This window comes from Fibrobacter intestinalis, from assembly GCF_900167415.1.
Taxonomy (GTDB): Bacteria; Fibrobacterota; Fibrobacteria; order Fibrobacterales; family Fibrobacteraceae; genus Hallerella; species Hallerella intestinalis.
On sequence record NZ_FUWU01000006.1, the window covers coordinates 50968 to 68563 of the forward strand.

The 17596-nt window shown below is 49.7% G+C and carries 17 protein-coding genes and 1 tRNA gene; 13 read left to right on the plus strand and 5 right to left on the minus strand.

Translation table 11 applies throughout. The annotated features are described in order from the left end of the window. The first annotated feature begins 2 nt into the window (after positions 1–2). From B5D40_RS02890 to leuB, 6 genes are read left to right on the plus strand one after another with little or no spacing between them, the layout of a single operon-like run. Positions 3–566 (plus strand): MotA/TolQ/ExbB proton channel family protein, encoded by a 564-nt coding sequence (locus B5D40_RS02890; protein WP_078775696.1) that lies wholly within the window; start codon positions 3–5, stop codon positions 564–566. After that, positions 563–964 carry an ExbD/TolR family protein gene (locus B5D40_RS02895; protein ID WP_073306207.1) on the plus strand — a complete coding sequence of 134 codons (402 nt, stop codon included), beginning with the start codon at positions 563–565 and terminating at the stop codon, positions 962–964. The genes B5D40_RS02890 and B5D40_RS02895 overlap by 4 nt, the downstream gene beginning before the upstream one ends. A gap of 2 nt (positions 965–966) precedes the next feature. Beyond that, complete coding sequence (locus tag B5D40_RS02900; protein WP_233134226.1) at positions 967–1626, plus strand: energy transducer TonB; 660 nt, start codon at positions 967–969, stop codon at positions 1624–1626. Next, positions 1616–2635: a tetratricopeptide repeat protein gene (locus B5D40_RS02905; RefSeq protein ID WP_073306206.1), complete on the plus strand. Its 1020-nt coding sequence runs from the start codon at positions 1616–1618 to the stop codon at positions 2633–2635. The genes B5D40_RS02900 and B5D40_RS02905 overlap by 11 nt, the downstream gene beginning before the upstream one ends. A gap of 6 nt (positions 2636–2641) precedes the next feature. Continuing rightward, positions 2642–3721, plus strand: coding sequence for a hypothetical protein (locus B5D40_RS02910; protein ID WP_078775698.1), 1080 nt, complete (start codon positions 2642–2644; stop codon positions 3719–3721). A gap of 44 nt (positions 3722–3765) precedes the next feature. Continuing rightward, positions 3766–4854 (plus strand): 3-isopropylmalate dehydrogenase, encoded by a 1089-nt coding sequence (leuB, locus tag B5D40_RS02915; RefSeq protein ID WP_073306204.1) that lies wholly within the window; start codon positions 3766–3768, stop codon positions 4852–4854. A 283-nt stretch (positions 4855–5137) separates the two neighbouring features. Here the strand turns inward: leuB and B5D40_RS02920 are convergent. Then, positions 5138–5221, minus strand: a tRNA-Leu gene (locus B5D40_RS02920). Positions 5222–5948: 727 nt separating this feature from the next. Here B5D40_RS02920 and B5D40_RS02925 point away from each other — a divergent pair. Then, complete coding sequence (locus B5D40_RS02925) at positions 5949–6695, plus strand: YebC/PmpR family DNA-binding transcriptional regulator (RefSeq protein ID WP_073306406.1); 747 nt, start codon at positions 5949–5951, stop codon at positions 6693–6695. A 326-nt stretch (positions 6696–7021) separates the two neighbouring features. Here the strand turns inward: B5D40_RS02925 and B5D40_RS02930 are convergent, their stop codons facing one another. Together B5D40_RS02930 and asnS are read right to left on the minus strand one after the other, a co-directional pair. Next, positions 7022–7561, minus strand: coding sequence for a TlpA family protein disulfide reductase (locus B5D40_RS02930; RefSeq protein WP_078775699.1), 540 nt, complete (start codon positions 7559–7561; stop codon positions 7022–7024). A 61-nt stretch (positions 7562–7622) separates the two neighbouring features. Then, a complete protein-coding gene (gene asnS, locus B5D40_RS02935) occupies positions 7623–8921 on the minus strand; it encodes an asparagine--tRNA ligase (protein ID WP_078775700.1) in 1299 nt (432 codons plus the stop codon). Positions 8922–8957: 36 nt separating this feature from the next. On the opposite strand from asnS, the gene B5D40_RS02940 reads away from it, so the two are divergent. The 4 genes from B5D40_RS02940 to rplI all read left to right on the plus strand — a co-directional run bounded on the left by B5D40_RS02940 (position 8958) and on the right by rplI (position 10929). After that, positions 8958–9761, plus strand: a complete 804-nt coding sequence (locus tag B5D40_RS02940) for a hypothetical protein (protein WP_078775701.1) — start codon at positions 8958–8960, stop codon at positions 9759–9761. A gap of 95 nt (positions 9762–9856) precedes the next feature. Further along, positions 9857–10222, plus strand: coding sequence for a 30S ribosomal protein S6 (rpsF, locus tag B5D40_RS02945; RefSeq protein ID WP_078775702.1), 366 nt, complete (start codon positions 9857–9859; stop codon positions 10220–10222). Continuing rightward, entirely contained in the window at positions 10222–10473 is a 252-nt protein-coding gene (rpsR, locus tag B5D40_RS02950; protein ID WP_073306396.1) for a 30S ribosomal protein S18, read from the plus strand. The genes rpsF and rpsR overlap by 1 nt, the downstream gene beginning before the upstream one ends. 9 nt (positions 10474–10482) lie before the next feature. Then, the gene (rplI, locus tag B5D40_RS02955) at positions 10483–10929 is read left to right on the plus strand and encodes a 50S ribosomal protein L9 (RefSeq protein WP_073306395.1); all 447 of its coding nucleotides are present in this window, start codon (positions 10483–10485) and stop codon (positions 10927–10929) included. 311 nt (positions 10930–11240) lie between these two features. Here rplI and ilvN read toward each other — a convergent pair whose 3' ends face one another. Both ilvN and ilvB read right to left on the minus strand, forming a co-directional pair. Continuing rightward, entirely contained in the window at positions 11241–11753 is a 513-nt protein-coding gene (gene ilvN, locus B5D40_RS02960; protein WP_073306060.1) for an acetolactate synthase small subunit, read from the minus strand. A gap of 1 nt (position 11754) precedes the next feature. Continuing rightward, positions 11755–13479 (minus strand): biosynthetic-type acetolactate synthase large subunit, encoded by a 1725-nt coding sequence (ilvB, locus tag B5D40_RS02965; protein ID WP_073306061.1) that lies wholly within the window; start codon positions 13477–13479, stop codon positions 11755–11757. 609 nt (positions 13480–14088) lie between these two features. Here ilvB and radC point away from each other — a divergent pair. Together radC and B5D40_RS02975 are read left to right on the plus strand one after the other, a co-directional pair. Continuing rightward, complete coding sequence (gene radC / locus B5D40_RS02970) at positions 14089–14808, plus strand: RadC family protein (protein ID WP_073306062.1); 720 nt, start codon at positions 14089–14091, stop codon at positions 14806–14808. 105 nt (positions 14809–14913) lie between these two features. After that, positions 14914–17565, plus strand: coding sequence for an OmpA family protein (locus tag B5D40_RS02975; RefSeq protein WP_078775703.1), 2652 nt, complete (start codon positions 14914–14916; stop codon positions 17563–17565). Positions 17566–17596: the final 31 nt, after the last annotated feature.

Here is a 17596-nt window from a genome sequence, read left to right on the forward strand (position 1 = left end):
CGATGAGATTGTTTTCTGTTTTTGAAGAAATCCGCGCGATGCTGGTTCAGGGCGGCTGGGTTTTGCTCCCGATATTTTTGCTGGGCTTATTTGCTTGGACGTTGATTTTTGAACGCTATTTTATGTATCGTCGCGCCAAGAGTCTGGGAAAATTCGGTCTTCTTCACCGGTTTCAGACGACGGTTTCGCAAACGGAAGCCTTGGGGCGGCTTGCTGTCGATTTTCGGCTGCATGAAATGCGTCATGGAATGGAATCGGATTTTGCAAAATCTTTTCCGACGATTGCCGCTTGCGCTTCGCTGGCGCCGATGCTCGGGCTTTTGGGAACGGTGTCTGGAATGGTTCACGTTTTTAAAACAATCCAGCTGTTTGGTTTTGGAAATCCCGTTCTTATCGCCGACGGAATTTCTGAAGCGTTGCTCACGACTCAGGCAGGACTTTTGGTCGCATTTCCCATCGTTCTGGCGAATAACCATTTGCAATCGAAACTGGAGCGTTTGAAGAGCAAGAGATGGAAGCAGGCGTTGCAGTTTGAAAATGAGAAGTTCTTCGGGGAGGCTAAATGAGTTTTATCCGTCGCCAACGCCGTCGAGTCGGCGGTATCGATATTTCGCCGATGATGGACATGACTTTCATCCTCCTCATTTTTTTCATTGTGACTTCTACGTTTACGCGGGAAACGGGAATCGACGTTTCCAAGCCCAAGGCGAGCACGGTGAAGGAACTTTCCAAGGAGAGCATCCTGATTGGCATTACCCGGCAGGGAACTATTCACATCAACGAGACCCAGGTGAACCTCTCTTCGTTGCAAACCATTTTGAAGCAGATGATGAACGAGGCTCCGGATAGACCTGTCGTGATTGTTTCGGACAGGGACGCGCCTTCGGGAAAAATTGTCGATGTCCTGGACGAATGCAATCTCGCCCACGTCCGGAAGGTTTCCATTTCGGCGGCAAAGGAGTAGCCTTGAAAAAACTTTCCGGAATCCTGTTTCATTCCCGATGGTTTTTTGCGGTCGTCTTGGCCGTGGTCGTCAATACTTTTTTCTTTTTAACGATTCCCGTATTGAATGTTCTGTTTTTTAAAAATGATATGGGAAGACAAAAACCGAGACTGGAAGAATTGACGGAAGTAGAAGTGTCCGTGCAGGAAAAAAAGAAAACCCAACCGCAGAAGATAATCCAGAAAATTGTCCAATCGAATAAATTCAAGCTGAACAGCATGTCCAATGCGGCTCGCTCTCCATCGAATTTCAGCATGGATCTTTCGCTTGCCCGGGGAGATGGTGCTGGCGATGGGGTTGATGTCGGCGCTGGCGGCGGAATGCAGAATTTTGTCTATGAAGCGGGCGATGTCGATGAAGAGGCTCAGGCTCTTAAAATGGTGAACCCCGTTTATCCGGAACGGGCGAAAAAGCTGGGCGTCGCGGGCTATGTGAAAGTCTATTTGGTGATAGACGTTTATGGAAATCCTACCGATGTGAAAGTTTTGTCCGTAGATCCTCCGGGATACGGTTTTGAAACGGAAGCTTTGAAAGCGATTCGCTCTTGGAAATTTGAACCTGCCAAATTGGGGCATTATCCGGTGGCGCAAAAGGCTTCCAAGGAGTTCAAATTTGTTCCGTGATTTCTGCAAAATTTGGAGGCGTGCGATTCATAAGTCGTTTTTGAAAAAGGCGGCGTTCGCTTTATTTGTGCTGGGATTTGGCAGCGCATTCGCTCAGGATTTTTTCAAGCAGGCGAATGAACTTTACGATAAGGGCGAATACAAGCAAGCGGTAAAAATGTATCGTGCTGCAATTCAGGACGGTAGATATGAACCGTTTGCCTGGTTTAATTTGGGAAACACCCTGGTCCAGCTGAAAAAAAATAATATTGCGATGGTTGCGTATAAACGAACGGTTGAACTGATGCCGGATTTTGCAAAGGCGTGGATTCTTCTGGGCGATTTGTATTATCTGGGTGGGGATTTCGGTCTGGCGATTGCGGCTTATTATCGCGCATTGGAATTGGGCGAAGAATCGGATCATATTCACTATGCGCTGGGCGAGTGCTTTATCCGCTCGAACAGCCTTGCTTTTGCACAAAAACATTTTGAAAAAGCGACGCAGCTGAATCCGGATAGAATTGACGCCTGGTATGGCCTTGCCGAAGTTTATGAAAAATTAGGCGATTATGAATATGCGATAAGAACATTGAAACGCGCGGTGGACAATGCCGTTTCTGCCGGTGCGGATGTGCATTACACCCTTTCGCATTATTACAGCAAAATGGATTCGTCCAAAAAGGCGATTCGGGAAATGGAAAGCGGGCTTTTGACGGATCCGCGCAATACGTCGGCTCGGCGTTTTTTGGCGCAGATGTATTTGCAGGATGCTTCGCCGTGGATGGCGATTTTTACCTTGGAAGAGGGTTTGCGCTTTCAAAAGGACAGCGACAGGCTCCATGTGGATTTGGGGCAAATTTATTTTGCACAAAAGCGCTACGACGAAGCTCTGGAACATTACATGACAGCCTGGAAAATGGGAAATTCTCAAGGCCGCATTGGAGCCGAAAACGTGGGGAATACATTCTACAATGCGGGCGATGAAAAAAAAGCGCAAGAGATTTATTTGCGCATCATTCAAAGGAGATAAAATTTTATGGCGAAACAGAGAAAAGTCTGGAAATCCTCGGCATTGGATGCGGTAAATTTCTCGAAAGCCGACAAGGTTCGTCAAGTCTTGATTGCTGTCGCCAAGGGTGAGCACCCGGCGATTGCCGACTCGGAAAAATTATACGACTTGCTCTGCGGGATGTTTAGAAAAATAGAAGACCTGAAAAAGAATCGCGAAACCCTGGAAATGCTCTCCTGGTTCCTGAATTGCGATGCCTATTTTACAGTTCCCGAAGAAGATTTTTTATTTCTGGAAGACATCCGGGAATTGTTTGGGGATGCGGTGTCCTTTTTCTCGGAAATGGCGAATGAATCTACAGACCGCGCTTACGTTATCAATCTGATGCACGACCTGCTATTGAATGCCGTCAGCGAATACGATGTCCGCTTTGATTTGTTCTTTGCCGTTCGCCAATTTATGTCGGCAGAGGAAATTCGTCAGCTGGCGGACGAAGTTCTTGAAACATTGGACAAGCATAGCCTGGAAAATGAAAATGAAGTCTTTGCGGGCATTTTGGACGTTGCCGATGCTGCAGGTGATGCGCCGCTTTACGAAAAAATCATGTTCCGCCGAGATCCCGATAGAAAAAACGGTTCGCTTATCGCTGCCGCCAACGCCTATTATGTGGCGGGCGACATTCCCAATGCGAATCGCCTTTTGAACGATGTGCAAAATCCCGTACAGCGGGACGAAGAGGAATTTTTGGATTTGAAGGTCGGCATTCTTTTCAAGGAAGGAAAGGAAAAGCAAGCGCATTCCCTTGCCGAAGAATTATATGAAAAATTTCCGCGGGAATATCACCTGATGAGCCTTTGTAAAATCGTGTCGCCAGATCGCAAGGAGGAATTGCTGAATGAACACGAAAGTCTTCGGCTTGGCGAATCCGTGAGCCCCGATTATGTCAATATGCTGATAACGCTTTCGGAATTCGATCGACTTTCCCGCTATTTGGAAAATCATCGGGAGCAAATCCATGCGATGGACGGCGAAACCCGTGAAGAACTGGCAATCCGTCTGGAATCCTTTAATCGCAAGGACTTGGCCAAAATGTTGCGCCGCGTTTAATCGTATTTTACTACATTTTTCGCGGTTTAATCAAGAGGTTGCTTATGAGTAAAAATTATAAAGTTGCCGTGCTTCCCGGCGACGGAATCGGTCCGGAAGTCATGAACGAAGCGGTTCGCGTTCTGGACGCTGTCGCTGCCAAGTTCGGGTTCTCCACAGAAAAAGAATGGGCCGATGTCGGCGGAATCGCCTATGATCATTTTCAGAATCCGCTGCCGGAAAGTACTCTGAAGATCGGTGAAGCTGCCGATGCGATTCTTTTCGGTTCCGTGGGCGGCCCCAAGTGGGAATCCCTTCCGCCGAATTTGCAGCCGGAACGGGGCGCCCTGCTGCCGCTTCGCAAGCATTTCAAGCTTTTTTGCAATCTGCGTCCGGCACGCGTGTATAAGGAATTGGCTCCGGCTTGTCCGCTCCGCGCCGACATTGTGGGCGATGGATTTAACATTCTGACGGTTCGCGAACTGACCGGAGACGTCTATTTTGGACAACCCAAAGGCCGTGAAGGAAGTGGCAAAGACGAAATTGGCTTTGACACGATGAAATACAGCCGTTACGAAGTGGAGCGCATAGCTCGTTTTGCCTTTGACGCTGCAATGCTCCGCCATAAAAAAGTCGCGAGTATCGACAAGGCGAATGTTCTGACGACCAGCGTATTTTGGCGTGAAATCGTCAAGGAAATTCATGCGAAGGAATATCCGGAAATCGAACTCGAACATCTCTATGTAGATAATGCCGCCATGCAGCTTCTGCGTCGTCCGCGGGAATTTGATGTGCTTCTTTGCCCGAATCTCTTTGGCGACATTTTGACGGATGAATGCGCGATGCTCACGGGTTCTATGGGTCTTCTGCCTTCGGCTTCCATTGCGGAAGGTTCTTTTGGACTGTATGAACCGGCTGGTGGCTCGGCTCCGGATATCGCAGGCAAGGGCATTGCCAATCCGCTTGCCCAGATTCTTTCTGTCGCATTGATGCTTCGCTACTCCTTCAAGGAAGAAGATGCCGCGAAGGCGATTGAAACCGCTGTGGAAAAAACGATTTCCGCTGGTTTCCGTACTGGCGAAATTTGGAAAGAGGGCGACACCAAGGTCGGTACGACCGGCATGGGAGATGCGGTTCTTTCTTTCCTCAAGTAAGTTCTAAAATTTTTCGACGAAAATCGAATACGGTTTTCCTTTTCAAAAAGTCCGGCGCTTTGCTGGACTTTTTATGTTGTGAAATCGGATTCGAGTTCTTTTAAAACAGCATTTGCTTTTTAACGAAAATAGAAACGTTTATTTGGTGGATTGAAAAATCGAGAGCGAAAGGATTTGCTCTGCCGGAATTTGAATAGACGAAACGCTCGGTGCAATTTGCTGTGGTTGGAATCCGGAAATTTTAAAACAAAAAGGTTCGGTTTCTTTAGAAACCGAACCTTTATGCGGTCGGACAGACTTGAACTGTCAAGCGGTTGCCCGCACTAGCACCTCAAGCTAGCGTGTCTACCAATTCCACCACGACCGCGTCGTGAATTGATTTACGCGCGATAATATAATTTTTGTTCTTTTCTCTGTCAAGGGGATTTTTGATTTTTTTGGGAATTATATACGATCTTCCGCCAAATACTCTCAATTAATTTTTTTCTTCAAAACGAGAATTTCTTTTCACAAGATGAATTTCTTCTCGCAGAGTGCGAGGTGCTCGCCTTCGCGGCGGGCGGAAGGGATAAGGGGGCTTCTGAGTTGCGAAGGTCAGCCCCCTTTTCCCTTCACCCTATCCCCCGCCACGCTTTGCTGTGGGAAATTTTGGATTTTGGGGCGGAATAAGGTGTGTTACGTTGCGAGAGGGTGAACTTCTTTTCAAGCGGGGCTTTTTCTTTCACAAGGGGAACTCGGTTATCAGTTATTAGTTTTCAGTTATCAGTTCCAACTCTCAACTCTCAACCGATCCCTGAGCTAGCCGAAGGGCACTAACCATTAACTTATTTCAGGAATGCTCGCTTCCTTTAGACGAATTGCATCCCTTGATTATGAAAAGATGATGGGAGGATTTTCTTTTTTTAGAAATTCAAGTTGCTGAATGATATATTGGAGATGGGTTTTCTTTTCTCTGCTTTTACATTTTTGAAAGGTTTGCTCGCAGAGAAAAGTAAATGCTATAAAAACGGCTCTTTTTTTTGCTTTTTTCGCCCTCAAATAAGCGTAGAATTCTATTTTTGTACCACAAAAAATTTTGAAAACTCGAGGTAACTATGTCCGGACACTCTAAATGGGCTACGACGAAACGTAAAAAAGCAAAAACCGACGTTGCCCGCGCAAAAGCCTGGAATAAATTCATTAAGGAAATTTCGATAGCCGCCAAACTCGGCGGCGGAAATCCCGATGCAAACCCGCGTCTCCGTGCGGCAATCCTCAAGGCCAAGAGCCAGAGCCTTCCCGCGAAGAACATCGAATCCGCTATTGCCAAAGGCACGGGCGAAGGCAAGGATGTGGTCATGGAGGAACCGGTTTACGAAGGTCGCGGTCCCGGTGGAGTCGCCATTTTTGTCAAGTGCATGACCGACAATAAGACGCGCACCGTTTCCAATATCCGGAATATTTTCAATAAGAATGGCGGAAGCATGGGGGAAGCGGGCTCTGTGGCTTGGGCTTTTACGCACAAAGGCGTTATCGACGTGGATGCCGAAAAATATGCGGAAGACCAGGTGATGGATGTCGCTTTGGAAGCGGGAGCCGATGATATGGCGACCGAAGACGGCGTACATGAAATTTCGACGACTCCGGAATCTTTTGATGCCGTCACGAAAGCTCTTGAAGCCGCTGGCATTGAAATGCTCAGTGCTGAAATTTCCTATGTGCCGAACGATCCGGTCAAGCTGGATCACGCCGATGCCCAGAAGCTGCTCAAAATCATCGACAAGTTTGAAGATGATGACGATGTTCAGGACGTTTATCACAATGCGGAAATCAGCGACGAGGACATGGACGCCGCGGAATAATTCGGCTCTTGTATTTTTTTAGGCTCGGTTTTTCCGGGCCTTTTTTTATAAAAAAAAGGGGCTTGCTGTATGGAATTTGGAGTAGTGCAGCGTGTTGAAAATTCAGAAGGAATATCTTGTTTGGAAGGCGTTTGCTGCCCTTCGGCAGGCTCAGGGACCGCTGGTTGGTTTGCTTCGACGGACTCAGCAACCATGCTTCGACAAGCACGGCAGCCGTTGGTTAGTGAGCTTGTCGAACTAGTCGAAGCACACGGATCACTAACCGAATCGGGTGGAATTTCGTATATAAGGTCCCAAAAAATCCTTTGCAGGAATTTTTCCTGAATCTATTTCAAAAGTTCTTTAATCAAATTTTCCAACTGTTCGTCGCTTTTTTGGGAAAGATCGCTGAAACGGTAATAGGAACCGTCCTTGTTTACCACGAATACGACAGGAACGTAACCCGTTCCGTAACGAGGGCCAAATTTGGTGTTCACGTCTTGGAAAATGGGAATAGAGGCGTTGAACTGGTCAATAAACAGCCGAATGTCGTTTTTCTTGATTCCGCCGCCAATAGAAATGCCCATCCCTAGAAGTCCCTGTGCTTCGTATTTTTTGACGAGTTCCTGAATGCTTGGGAAATGGGATTGGCAGTGCGGGCATTTGGGGCTAAAATAGTAGATGAGAAGCGGCTTGCCGCTGAAGTGGGCGAACAGCATTCCCGGGTCGTTTACGCCAGATAGCGGAATGGTGAAATCGATTTTCTGGACTTCGCCCGATGCGGAATCCTTGAATACTTCGGGCGGTTGAACTTTGACGGCATTTTGCGCAAATGAAAAAATCGAACAAGCGAAAATCAACGGCAAAACGCGGTAAAGGAAACTCATGCGGCAAAACTCCTATAAAGTATGACTAAAATACAAAATTATGCAGCGGGGGACTATGGAATTATGGCTTCAGCCTGTGGGGGAGTCGAGGGAAGGCTCCCGTTTCGCGAACATGAGGAAGGTTGCAAATCCAGGCGACAGTTCTTTCGAGTCCGAGCCCGAATCCCGCATGAGGAACGGAGCCGTATCGGCGGACATCCAGATACCAGGAGTAAACCTCCGGGGAAAGTCCTTGCTTTTGAATGGCGGCTTCGAGAACGGCTAAATCCTCTTCGCGTTGCCCGCCGCCGATGATTTCGCCGAATCCTTCGGGAGCGAGAATGTCCATGTTGCGGACGAGTTTCGGATTTTCTGCGCTTCTCTTCATATAGAAAGGCTTGATCTCTGCGGGATAATCATAGACGACCACGGGACGGTTGAAGTGGTTGCCTACGATGGTTTCGTCGGGACCGCCGAAGTCGTCTCCCCACTGGAATGGGGCGCCAGAAGCCTGAATGATTTTGACGGCATCCGTGTAGCTGATGCGGGCGAAGGGTTCGTTCGCCGTGATTTCCAAGGCTTTGGTGTCGCGATCGAGCAGGCGGAGTTCGGAGGCGCATTTGTCGAGAACATGTTTCGCGATCGATTGCACAAGTCCTTCCGCCAGTTCGATATCTCCTTCCAGATCCATGTAGGCGACTTCAGGCTCGACCATCCAGAATTCAGTCAGATGACGGCGGGTGTTGGAATTTTCCGCCCGGAACGTGGGGCCGAAGCAATAGGCTCTGCCAAAGGCCGCACAGGCGGCTTCCATGTAAAGTTGCCCGCTTTGAGAAAGGTATGCGGTCTCGTCAAAATACGGCGTGGCAAAAAGTGTGCTCGAACCTTCGCATTCGTTGGGGGTAAAAATCGGCGCATCGACAAGGGTGAAATTCCGAGAATCGAAGTATTCCCGAATCGCCTGTGCAATGTGGTGGCGAACGGTCAAGATGGCGTGCTCGCGGGGACTCCGGATCCACAGGTGCCGCCAGTCCATCAGAAAATCCGTGCCGTGTTCCTTGGGGGAAATCGGATAGTTTTCGGTCTTGGAAACGAGCTCGACGTGGGAAGCGACGATTTCAAAGCCGCAGGGAGCCTTGGGCGATTCGACGACTTTGCCGTGAACCCGGATGGAGCTTTCCTGGGTCAGATGCTTGATGGTTTCAAAATCGTCGGAGGGAACGTCGGTGATTCCCGCAACGACTTGGACGAATCCTGTACCGTCGCGAAATTGAATAAAGCAGACCTTGCCGGATGCGCGTACCCGCATCGCCCAGCCGGAAAGAACGACGCATTTTTCAATAAAATCTTTCAAATGCCGGATATATGTCTTTTGAAGCATGGCTAAAAAATAACCATTTTTCTTACATTTGTAACCGTGAAACGCTATCTTCGATTTTTCGTCTTTCTGTTTTTATTTGCAGGCTTGCCGCTTTTTGCGCAAGAGGGCGAAAATGCGCCTATCGGGCGAACGGAGGCGGTTCGCAAAAAGGTCTTTGATGGAGGAATTCCGCTGCCTCGGGAAACGAGTTATCAGCAGCAGGGCTTTGGAGTCGGACTCGGGGGCGGGGCGCTTTTTTCCAGTGGAACGCACTGCAATACGCTGGCCGTGTGGCAAGGAACTTTGGAATACTATTATGCGCAGTATTTGAGCGCGGGCTTTTCGGCTCGGATGTATGGCGGCAATGTCGACGACAAGTATTCGATGATATACCAGCGCTATCACACCCATTTGCGTATGCATCACTTGATTTGGGAACGCTGGAGCGTTTATGTGGGACCTACTCTGGGCTTTGAAACTACCGATTTGACGGAAATTCGTCATGGGGATAATGTGGACAATTCCCTTGTTTCCAAAGACGAAGAAATCGAGGCGGTCGGCTGTAAGAACGAATACAGCCTGGACGGGCTGTCCGGCGGCATCGCGATGGGAACGGGCTTCGCTTTTTCGGACGATTGGGCGGTAAACGGCGGCACCAGCATGGAATACAATACGGCGGAGGTGGGGCAGCTGACGGTCGCTTTCGGGCTGGGATTCAATCTGCGGAATCATGCGGATTTTTTGAAAAAAAATTTTCTGGGCGGCTGGATTGTTTTGGAAGGGCTTGCCCATCGCTATTTTGGAACGGACACCGGCGCTTGGGGATTGTCTGTTTTTCTCGCCTTCATCTTTAACATTTGACGGATTCCGTTTTTTTTACTATCTTGGGAGTCCCCCGTGAAAATGGGGCCCTCCTGTGGCCATGGTGGTTACGGGCTGAAGTCCAAAGGGATTTTATGAAACAATACGAGACAATGGTGGTTCTTGATGCCATGCTCTCTGACGACGTGATTGCGTCCGAAGTGCAGAGCTTTGCCGAAAAGATTACCGCTGCTGGTGAAATTCTTCGTCGTGACGACTGGGGCAAGCGCAAGCTGGCTTATGAAATCAACCACAAGACTCACGGCTACTATGTCATTTTCTACTACAAGGCGGAATCTTCCGTTGTGGAAACCTTGGAAAGAATTTTCAAGCTGGACGAAAATGTCCTCCGTTGGATGACTCTTGCAGATTATCCGATGACGGATATTATTTATGACAAGAACTTGAGCCAGACCGAAGACGTGACTCCGATCGACGCAGAAGAAGGGGAGGCTGAATAATGGCTTTTGAAGACAAGAAGAACAATTCCCGTGTTCGCCGCAAAAAGACTTGCTGGTTCACCGAGAACAAGGTCGCATTTATCGATTACAAAGACGAAAAGGTCCTTCGCCGTTTCATCTCTGAACGCGGCAAGATCATTCCCCGTCGCATTTCCGGCACGAGTGCCAAATATCAGCGCATGCTCGTCGAAGCTATCAAACGCGCCCGTCACATGGCTATTTTGCCGTTCGTTGCAGACACTCTGCGCTAAGGAGCAAAAATGGAAGTTATTCTGAAAGCCAACGTGCCGAATCTCGGCAACATGATGGATGTGGTTAAGGTGAAGAACGGCTACGCCATGAATTACCTTATCCCGAACAAGCTTGCCATCCGCGCTACCGAAGAAGCGAAAAAGAAAATCGCCGAAAATCGTGAAGCGATGGAAGCTCTCTTTAACAAGGAACTTGGCAAGGCGAAAGAACTTGCAGCAAAGCTCGCAGAAGTGACTGTCAACTTTTCGCGTCGCGTTGTGGAAGGCGATCGCCTTTATGGTTCTGTGACTGCCGCCGACATTGCGGACGAACTCACCAAGCAGGGTCTGAAAATTACCCGTGCTCAGGTTGCTTTGGCGGAACCTCTCAAGCAGCTTGGCAATTACCCGGTCAAGGTAAACGTCTTTGGTGAAGTTTTTGCCGAAGTGAACGTCTGGGTCGTCAAGGCCGACTAATTCCTTTTTTTTGAAAGAAAAGGCCGCTCCGTGTGGGCGGCTTTTTTGTATTGAGAAAAAGGACAGGTTTCTTTATGTGTCGTTGCGGAAGCGCAAACCGCTAAAGTTCTTCAGATCGCTATAACGAGCGGGGTAAGCGATTTGAAATGGCGGAAGTCTCGGATTGGCGAGAGGACACTCGGATCAAGCTGTCGGCAACATCGAAAAGACGATGGCCGGGATGTCGATCTTCCCTGAAAGCTTTTGATTTTTTTGCGACGATAAAAAAGAGACCCCGCGGGGGAGTCTCTTTCGCCAAAAACGGGATTTGCTTAGGTGATCGCTTCGCCTTGCAGCATGATGACCTTTCCCGTGCGGATGTATTCCAGCACTTCGAATTTGTCGAGCAGATGCTTCATCGCGTCGATTTTATCCGTGTTGCCGGTAATTTGAATGATCATCGAGCTTTCCGTCATATCTACGGTTGTCGCCTTGAAGTGGTCGCAGTATTGGAGAATTTCGGTTCTCTGCTCGGCGCGGCATTTGACCTTGATCAGGGCGAGTTCCTTTTCCACGGTTTTGGAACCGGTGTGATCCTTGGCCTGGATTACGTCCACGAGCTTTTCGAGCTGCTTGATAATCTGAACCAGAATTTCCGGGTTTCCGTGCGCAACGATGTTCATGCGGCTGAAGTCGGGGTTCAGAGTCGGCGAAACGACGAGGGAGTCCAGATTGTAGCCACGGCGGGAAAATACGAGGGCGATGCGCACCAGGACGCCCGGACGGTTGGCGACGAGTAGGCTCAGGCAGTGAGCGGTTTCTTTTTTTGCATTTTGTTCAATCATATTAGGTACTCCCTGTCGGCTTTTCGAGCTGACCTTTGGGTTGTTCCGTGAGCATTGCGGTAAGCGGGGCTCCTGCCGGGATCATCGGGAAGACGTTGTCTTCTTCTTCGCATTCGCAATGGATGAGGACGGGACCTTCGTTGTATTCGAACGCTTTTTGAATGATCCGTTCGGCATCGGCGGAACGTTTGATGCGCAATCCCTTGATGCCGTAGGCTTCCGCCAGTTTTACAAAGTCCGGGTTGCCTTCCATGCTCACAGAAGAATAGCGCTTGCTGTAGAACATATCCTGCCACTGGCGAACCATGCCCAGGTATTTGTTGTCCATGACAAAAATTTTGATGGGCAATTTGTGGATGGCTGCGGTCGCCATTTCAAATTCAGTCATTTGGAATCCGCCGTCGCCCGCAAAGCAGCAGATGGGCCAGTTTGATTCGGAACCGATACCGATTGCCGCACCGATTGCCGCGGGGAAGCCGAATCCCATCGTGCCTGCGCCGCCGCTCGTGATGAACTGGCGCGGATAATCCGCCTTGAAGAACTGGGCGACCCACATCTGGTGCTGCCCGACATCTGTCGTGATGATGGCTTTGCCCTTGGTGAGTTCATATACGGTAGAAACGATGTGCTGCATCCGAAGCCCGCCCTGCTTGGGGTAGGTGAGAGCGTAGCGTTTCTTGTATGTCTGGATAGTTTTCACCCATTCGTCCGTGTCCAAGCGGGACACCAGCGGCAGGAGCTGCTCCAGAACAAGCTTGGCGTCGCCGCAGAGGAAAGCGTCCGGCTGCAGGATTTTGCCTTCTTCGGCGGGATCGATGTCCAAATGGATGATGGTCGCGCCTTTGCAAAATTCTTCCAGCTTGCCCGTAATGCGGTCGTCAAAGCGGGAGCCGATGCTCATAATGAGGTCGCATTCCAGAAGAGCCTTGTTCGCATAGGCTGTGCCGTGCATGCCCACCATGCCGAGGGATAGCGGGTGGGTTTCAGGGAAAGCGCCTAGACCGAGAAGGGTTTCCACGACGGGGGCGTTCAGCTTTTCGGCGAGTTCCTTCACCTGGCGCGATGCGTTGGAAATCAAAGCACCGTGCCCGACAAGAAGAACCGGCTTTTTCGACTTTTTCAGCAAAGCTGCAGCCTTTTCCACGGAAGCGGTATCGGCGTGGGTCGGAATTTTGTAACCGGGCAGATGGATTTCGTCGGAGAAAGAAGCCGAGCAGTTTCCTGCGGTCACGTCTTTGGGAAGATCGATGAGGACGGGACCCGGGCGACCGGTGCGCGCAATGTGGAACGCTTCCTTCACAATGCGGGGAAGATCGTTCGGATTTTTGACGAGGAACGAATGCTTGACGGCGGCAAAAGTCATGCCGCTGGTGTCGCATTCCTGGAAAGCGTCCTTGCCGAGATTGGGAGTGGTCGTTTGTGCGGCGAGAACGACGATGGGCGAAGAGTCCATCAGGGCCGTATAGATGCCCGTAAAGGTGTTGGTGGCGCCGGGTCCGCTGGTGACGAGAACGACACCGACTTTTCCTGTCGCGCGGGCATAGCCGTCGGCCATGTGGGTTGCGCCCTGTTCATGGCGAGAAAGGACCATCTTGATGTTGGAATCAAGAAGAGCATCGAAAAGAGGGATCGCGGATCCGCCCGGGTAACCGAAGATTGTATCAACGCCTTCGCGCTTGAGACAGTCGAGGATCACTTGTGCGCCGCTTTGTGCGTGATTTGTCATGTTGTGTCTCGAATGTTGAATGTTTTTCGATGCGGAAAATATAGCATATCTTTTGTCGAAATGGAATTTTACCGGAAAAATATTTGATTTTTTGATTTTTGATTTTTTTAAAAAGTAAAATTTGAATGAAAAATGGCTGATTTTTTGGAAAAATGATTTTTTGAACTTTTGTTTAAAATGAAAAAGCGTTTTTAAAATGGAAAAATTTGCTGTTTTTGGAAAAACAAAATTGGAAAAATGCGGTTTTGGAACGACTTATGGGTTGTTGTCTCTGCTGTTAAAAAGGATGTTTTGTGAAAAAATTGCTTTTTGATGAAATGTGTACAATCTTCTACCAAATACTCGCTGTTGTTTTTTCAAAGCGGGAACTTTCTTCCGCAAGGGCAACTCGGTTCCCAGCTCTCAATTCTAACTCACAACTCCCCACTCTCCACTCTCAACTCCTAACTTCGTGAAAGGTCTTTGTGGGTTCTGAATATTTTTCGGAAAATTTAACCGTTAAAAAAATGAAAATCGAGGTGGATATTTTTCCTCCATAAGCGTTTTAAATAATGTCGAGAAGACGCTTTGCAAAATTTTGGCTCCGTTTGGAGTACGATTGGAGGAACGATGATTGTCTGTGAAAAGGAAAATCTTCCGCGGGAACGCTTGGAACGGAGCGGTCCTGAAGGGCTTTCTACGGAAGATTTGCTCGCTTTGGTTCTGGGGCGGGGAAACGCTCGGAAAAATGTTTTCGCTCTTTCCGAGGAATTGGCGAAATTTCTTTCTCAATCGAGCCGTCGCCCGACGCTTGCGGAACTTTGCCGCATTCAGGGGCTGGGAAAGGCGAAAGCCGCGCAGATTCTCGCTTGTCTGGAGTTGTCGAGCCGCTTTTTTATTGGCACCCAGATGACGAGTATTACGACACCGGCTCACCTGGTCGCCCGCTTGTCTTTTCTCAAGTTCAAGTCGCAGGAATGTTTTACGGTGGTATCACTCAGCAGCGCCAACGGTGTTTTGGGAATTCATCTGATTACGGAGGGGCTTGTAAACAGTACCCAGGTTCATGCGCGGGAAGTCTTTGCCGAAGCGATACGCGATCGGGCGACGGGAATCATTCTGGCGCACAACCATCCATCGGGTTCTTTAATGGCGAGCGAGAACGACAAGGCGGTCACGAGATCGCTCAGCGCGGCTGGTCGGCTGTTGGATATTCCTATTCTGGATCATCTGATTATCTCTTTTCGGGGCTATGTCAGTTTAAAAAGGGACTTTCCGGAGCTTTTCGACGGCTATTTTCCCGAAACTTCTGAATCCGTATGTAAAAATAGAGAAACGAAGTTGCGCTAAAACAATTTGGGAAAGACAAAAAAGTTGTTTCTAACTATCTTTGAATGCAGGATTGTGGCTCGCCGGGGTCGGCGAGTTGAGGATTGGTTTAAATAAGGAGAACCAATGAAAAAAGGTATCAAGTGTTTAGCGCTGCTTGGATTATCGGTTTCAGTAGCTTTTGCTCATGAAACCTTTAACCGGGACGCGCAGCTCGGCTTTGACAAAACCTATTCGGCTCAGTCGATGAAACATGGCCAGTTGGGAATCACCGTTTTGGGAGACATTTCCAATGACAAGGGCATTTTTGACGACGGGGAATACTATTCCAATACCGGTCGTAACCGTATTGCCGAATATTATGGCGGAAGTGCCTATATCGGTATGGCGTTTGGCATGTTCGAAATTGTGGACGTGTCCATTATGCTGCCGTATTATTATGACCATATCGGATTCGATTCCTATACGGATGAGAATGGCAATAAAATTTCTGCGGGCGATGCTGCCAATCAGGGTTATTTGGGTAATTTGCGTGCCAGTTTGAAGTTCCGCGCTCCTCTTCCCGAAGACCAGATGTTTGACATCGCTCTTGTTTTAGGCGCGGACTTCCCGACGACCGATGCGAACAAGCGCGGCATCTGGATTCGTCGTCCGGATTATATCAATAAGGATAAAGGTGTCGGGTATGCGTTTGGCTCGAACCAGTCCATTTTCCGCACGACCGCTGCTGTGACGATGGACCTTCGCAAAATTGATGCGGCTCCGCTCCTTTTCCATTTGAACGGCGGTTACCGTTTTACGGTCGGCAACGACGAATTCCCGAATTTCTTCTCCTTTGCCGTGGGCATGGAAGTTTATCCGCTGCCTGTCGTCTCGATTTTCGGTGAATACTACATGGATATTGCCGACGGCGACTACAAGATTATCGACAATATGGGTATGAACGAAGCTTCTGTGGGTCTGGTGTTCCATATCGGCTCCCATCTAGACCTTCAGGTCGGCGGTCATTTCGCCATTTCCAAAGATTATACGAAGGCCCCGGTTTCGGGCGGATTCTCTCATGACGGCTCTCACCATAATTCCAATGGCACACAGGAAAAAGTGTGGCGCTACAAGACCCGCACAACGCCCTCGGCTTACGGCTTTGGCGGCATTACCTGGTCTGGCTTCCTCATCGACCCGGATAGGGATGGTGACGGCGTTCCCGATAGCGAAGACAAGTGCCCGGATGAAGCTGGCGACAAGCGCAATGACGGTTGCCCTTGGGCGAATCCCGACTTGGATGAAGACGGCATTTGCGATTCTTGGGTTGCAGAAAAAGGCTTGCATGCGGAATTTGCTGACATTTGCGAAGGGATTGACAGATGCCCGAACGAACCGGGGAATGGTTCGGACGGCTGTCCGCTGGATAATCCGGATGTCGATGCCGATGGAGTTTGTGATCCGTGGGTAGCGCAAAAGAATATGTTGGCGCAATTCAAGGGTGTTTGCGAAGGAATCGATGAATGCCCGAGCCAAGCTGGCGACATTGCGTTCAACGGTTGCCCCTCCAAGAATCCGGACCCGGATCAAGACTCGATTTGCTCTCCGTGGGTAACGGACGAAGGCCGCCTTGCGGACTTTGCCGATGTTTGTAAGGGTTACGATATGTGTCCGGGTGAAGCGGGTCCTGTGGCTAACAAGGGTTGCCCGTGGCCTGATCCGGATGTGGATGGCGACGGTCTCTGCGACGCATGGGTGACGGAGAAGGGCCTTGGCTACTTCTTTGAAAATCCGACCGACCCGAACGTAAAACAGTGCAAGGGCGTCGACAAGTGCCCGGCGGAATACGGACCGGTTGAGAATGATGGTTGCCCGCTGGAAAATCCGGACCCGGATAAGGACAGCGTCTGCTCTCCGTGGGTCTCTGAAAAGGATATGCTCGATGATTACAAGAGCGTTTGCACCGGCGTCGATAAGTGCCCGAATGAAGCCGGTCCTCTGGCGACTGGCGGTTGCCCGACAGAAGATCCGGACATCGATAAGGATGGTGTTTGCGATCCTTGGGTGACGCAGAAGGGAATGCTCGATGTGTTCAAGGATGTCTGCTCGGGTCTTGACAAGTGCCCGCAGGATTCCGGCTCCGTCGTGAACAATGGCTGCCCGCTGGATAATCCGGACTCCGATAATGACAGCGTTTGCGATCCTTGGGTGACGCAGAAGGGAATGCTTGACGCGTTCGTCGGCAAGTGCGCTGGCCTTGACAAGTGCCCGCTGGATTCTGGTTCCGTTTCGAACAACGGTTGCCCGCTGGATAATCCGGACTCCGATAACGACGGCGTTTGCGATCCTTGGGTGACGCAGAAGGGAATGCTTGACGCATTCGCTGGCAAGTGCGTGGGTCTTGACAAGTGCCCGTATGAAGCGGGAGCTAAAGAAGCCGATGGTTGCCCGATGGAAGACATCAAGCTGGAAGTTTACTTCTCGAGCGGCAAGTCGAAACTCACCGCCAATTCGAAGAGAACTCTCCGCGAACTGGCCAAGAACCTGAATTCGAAAGAACGCAAGAACGAACGCTACCAGATCCTCGGTTATACGGATGACCGCGGTAAGGAAAGCGCGAACTTGAAGCTTTCTCAACAGCGTGCCAATGCGGTTGTCACCGAACTGGTGAAGAACGGCGTTGACAAGGGCCGTTTGGAAGCTGTCGGTATGGGCGAAGCGGATCCGATTGCAGACAACAGCACTGCAGAAGGCCGCGAACTGAACCGCCGCATCATGATGAAGCGTATTCAGTAAGATTGACTTCTCGAGCGGGTTCTGAACGGAC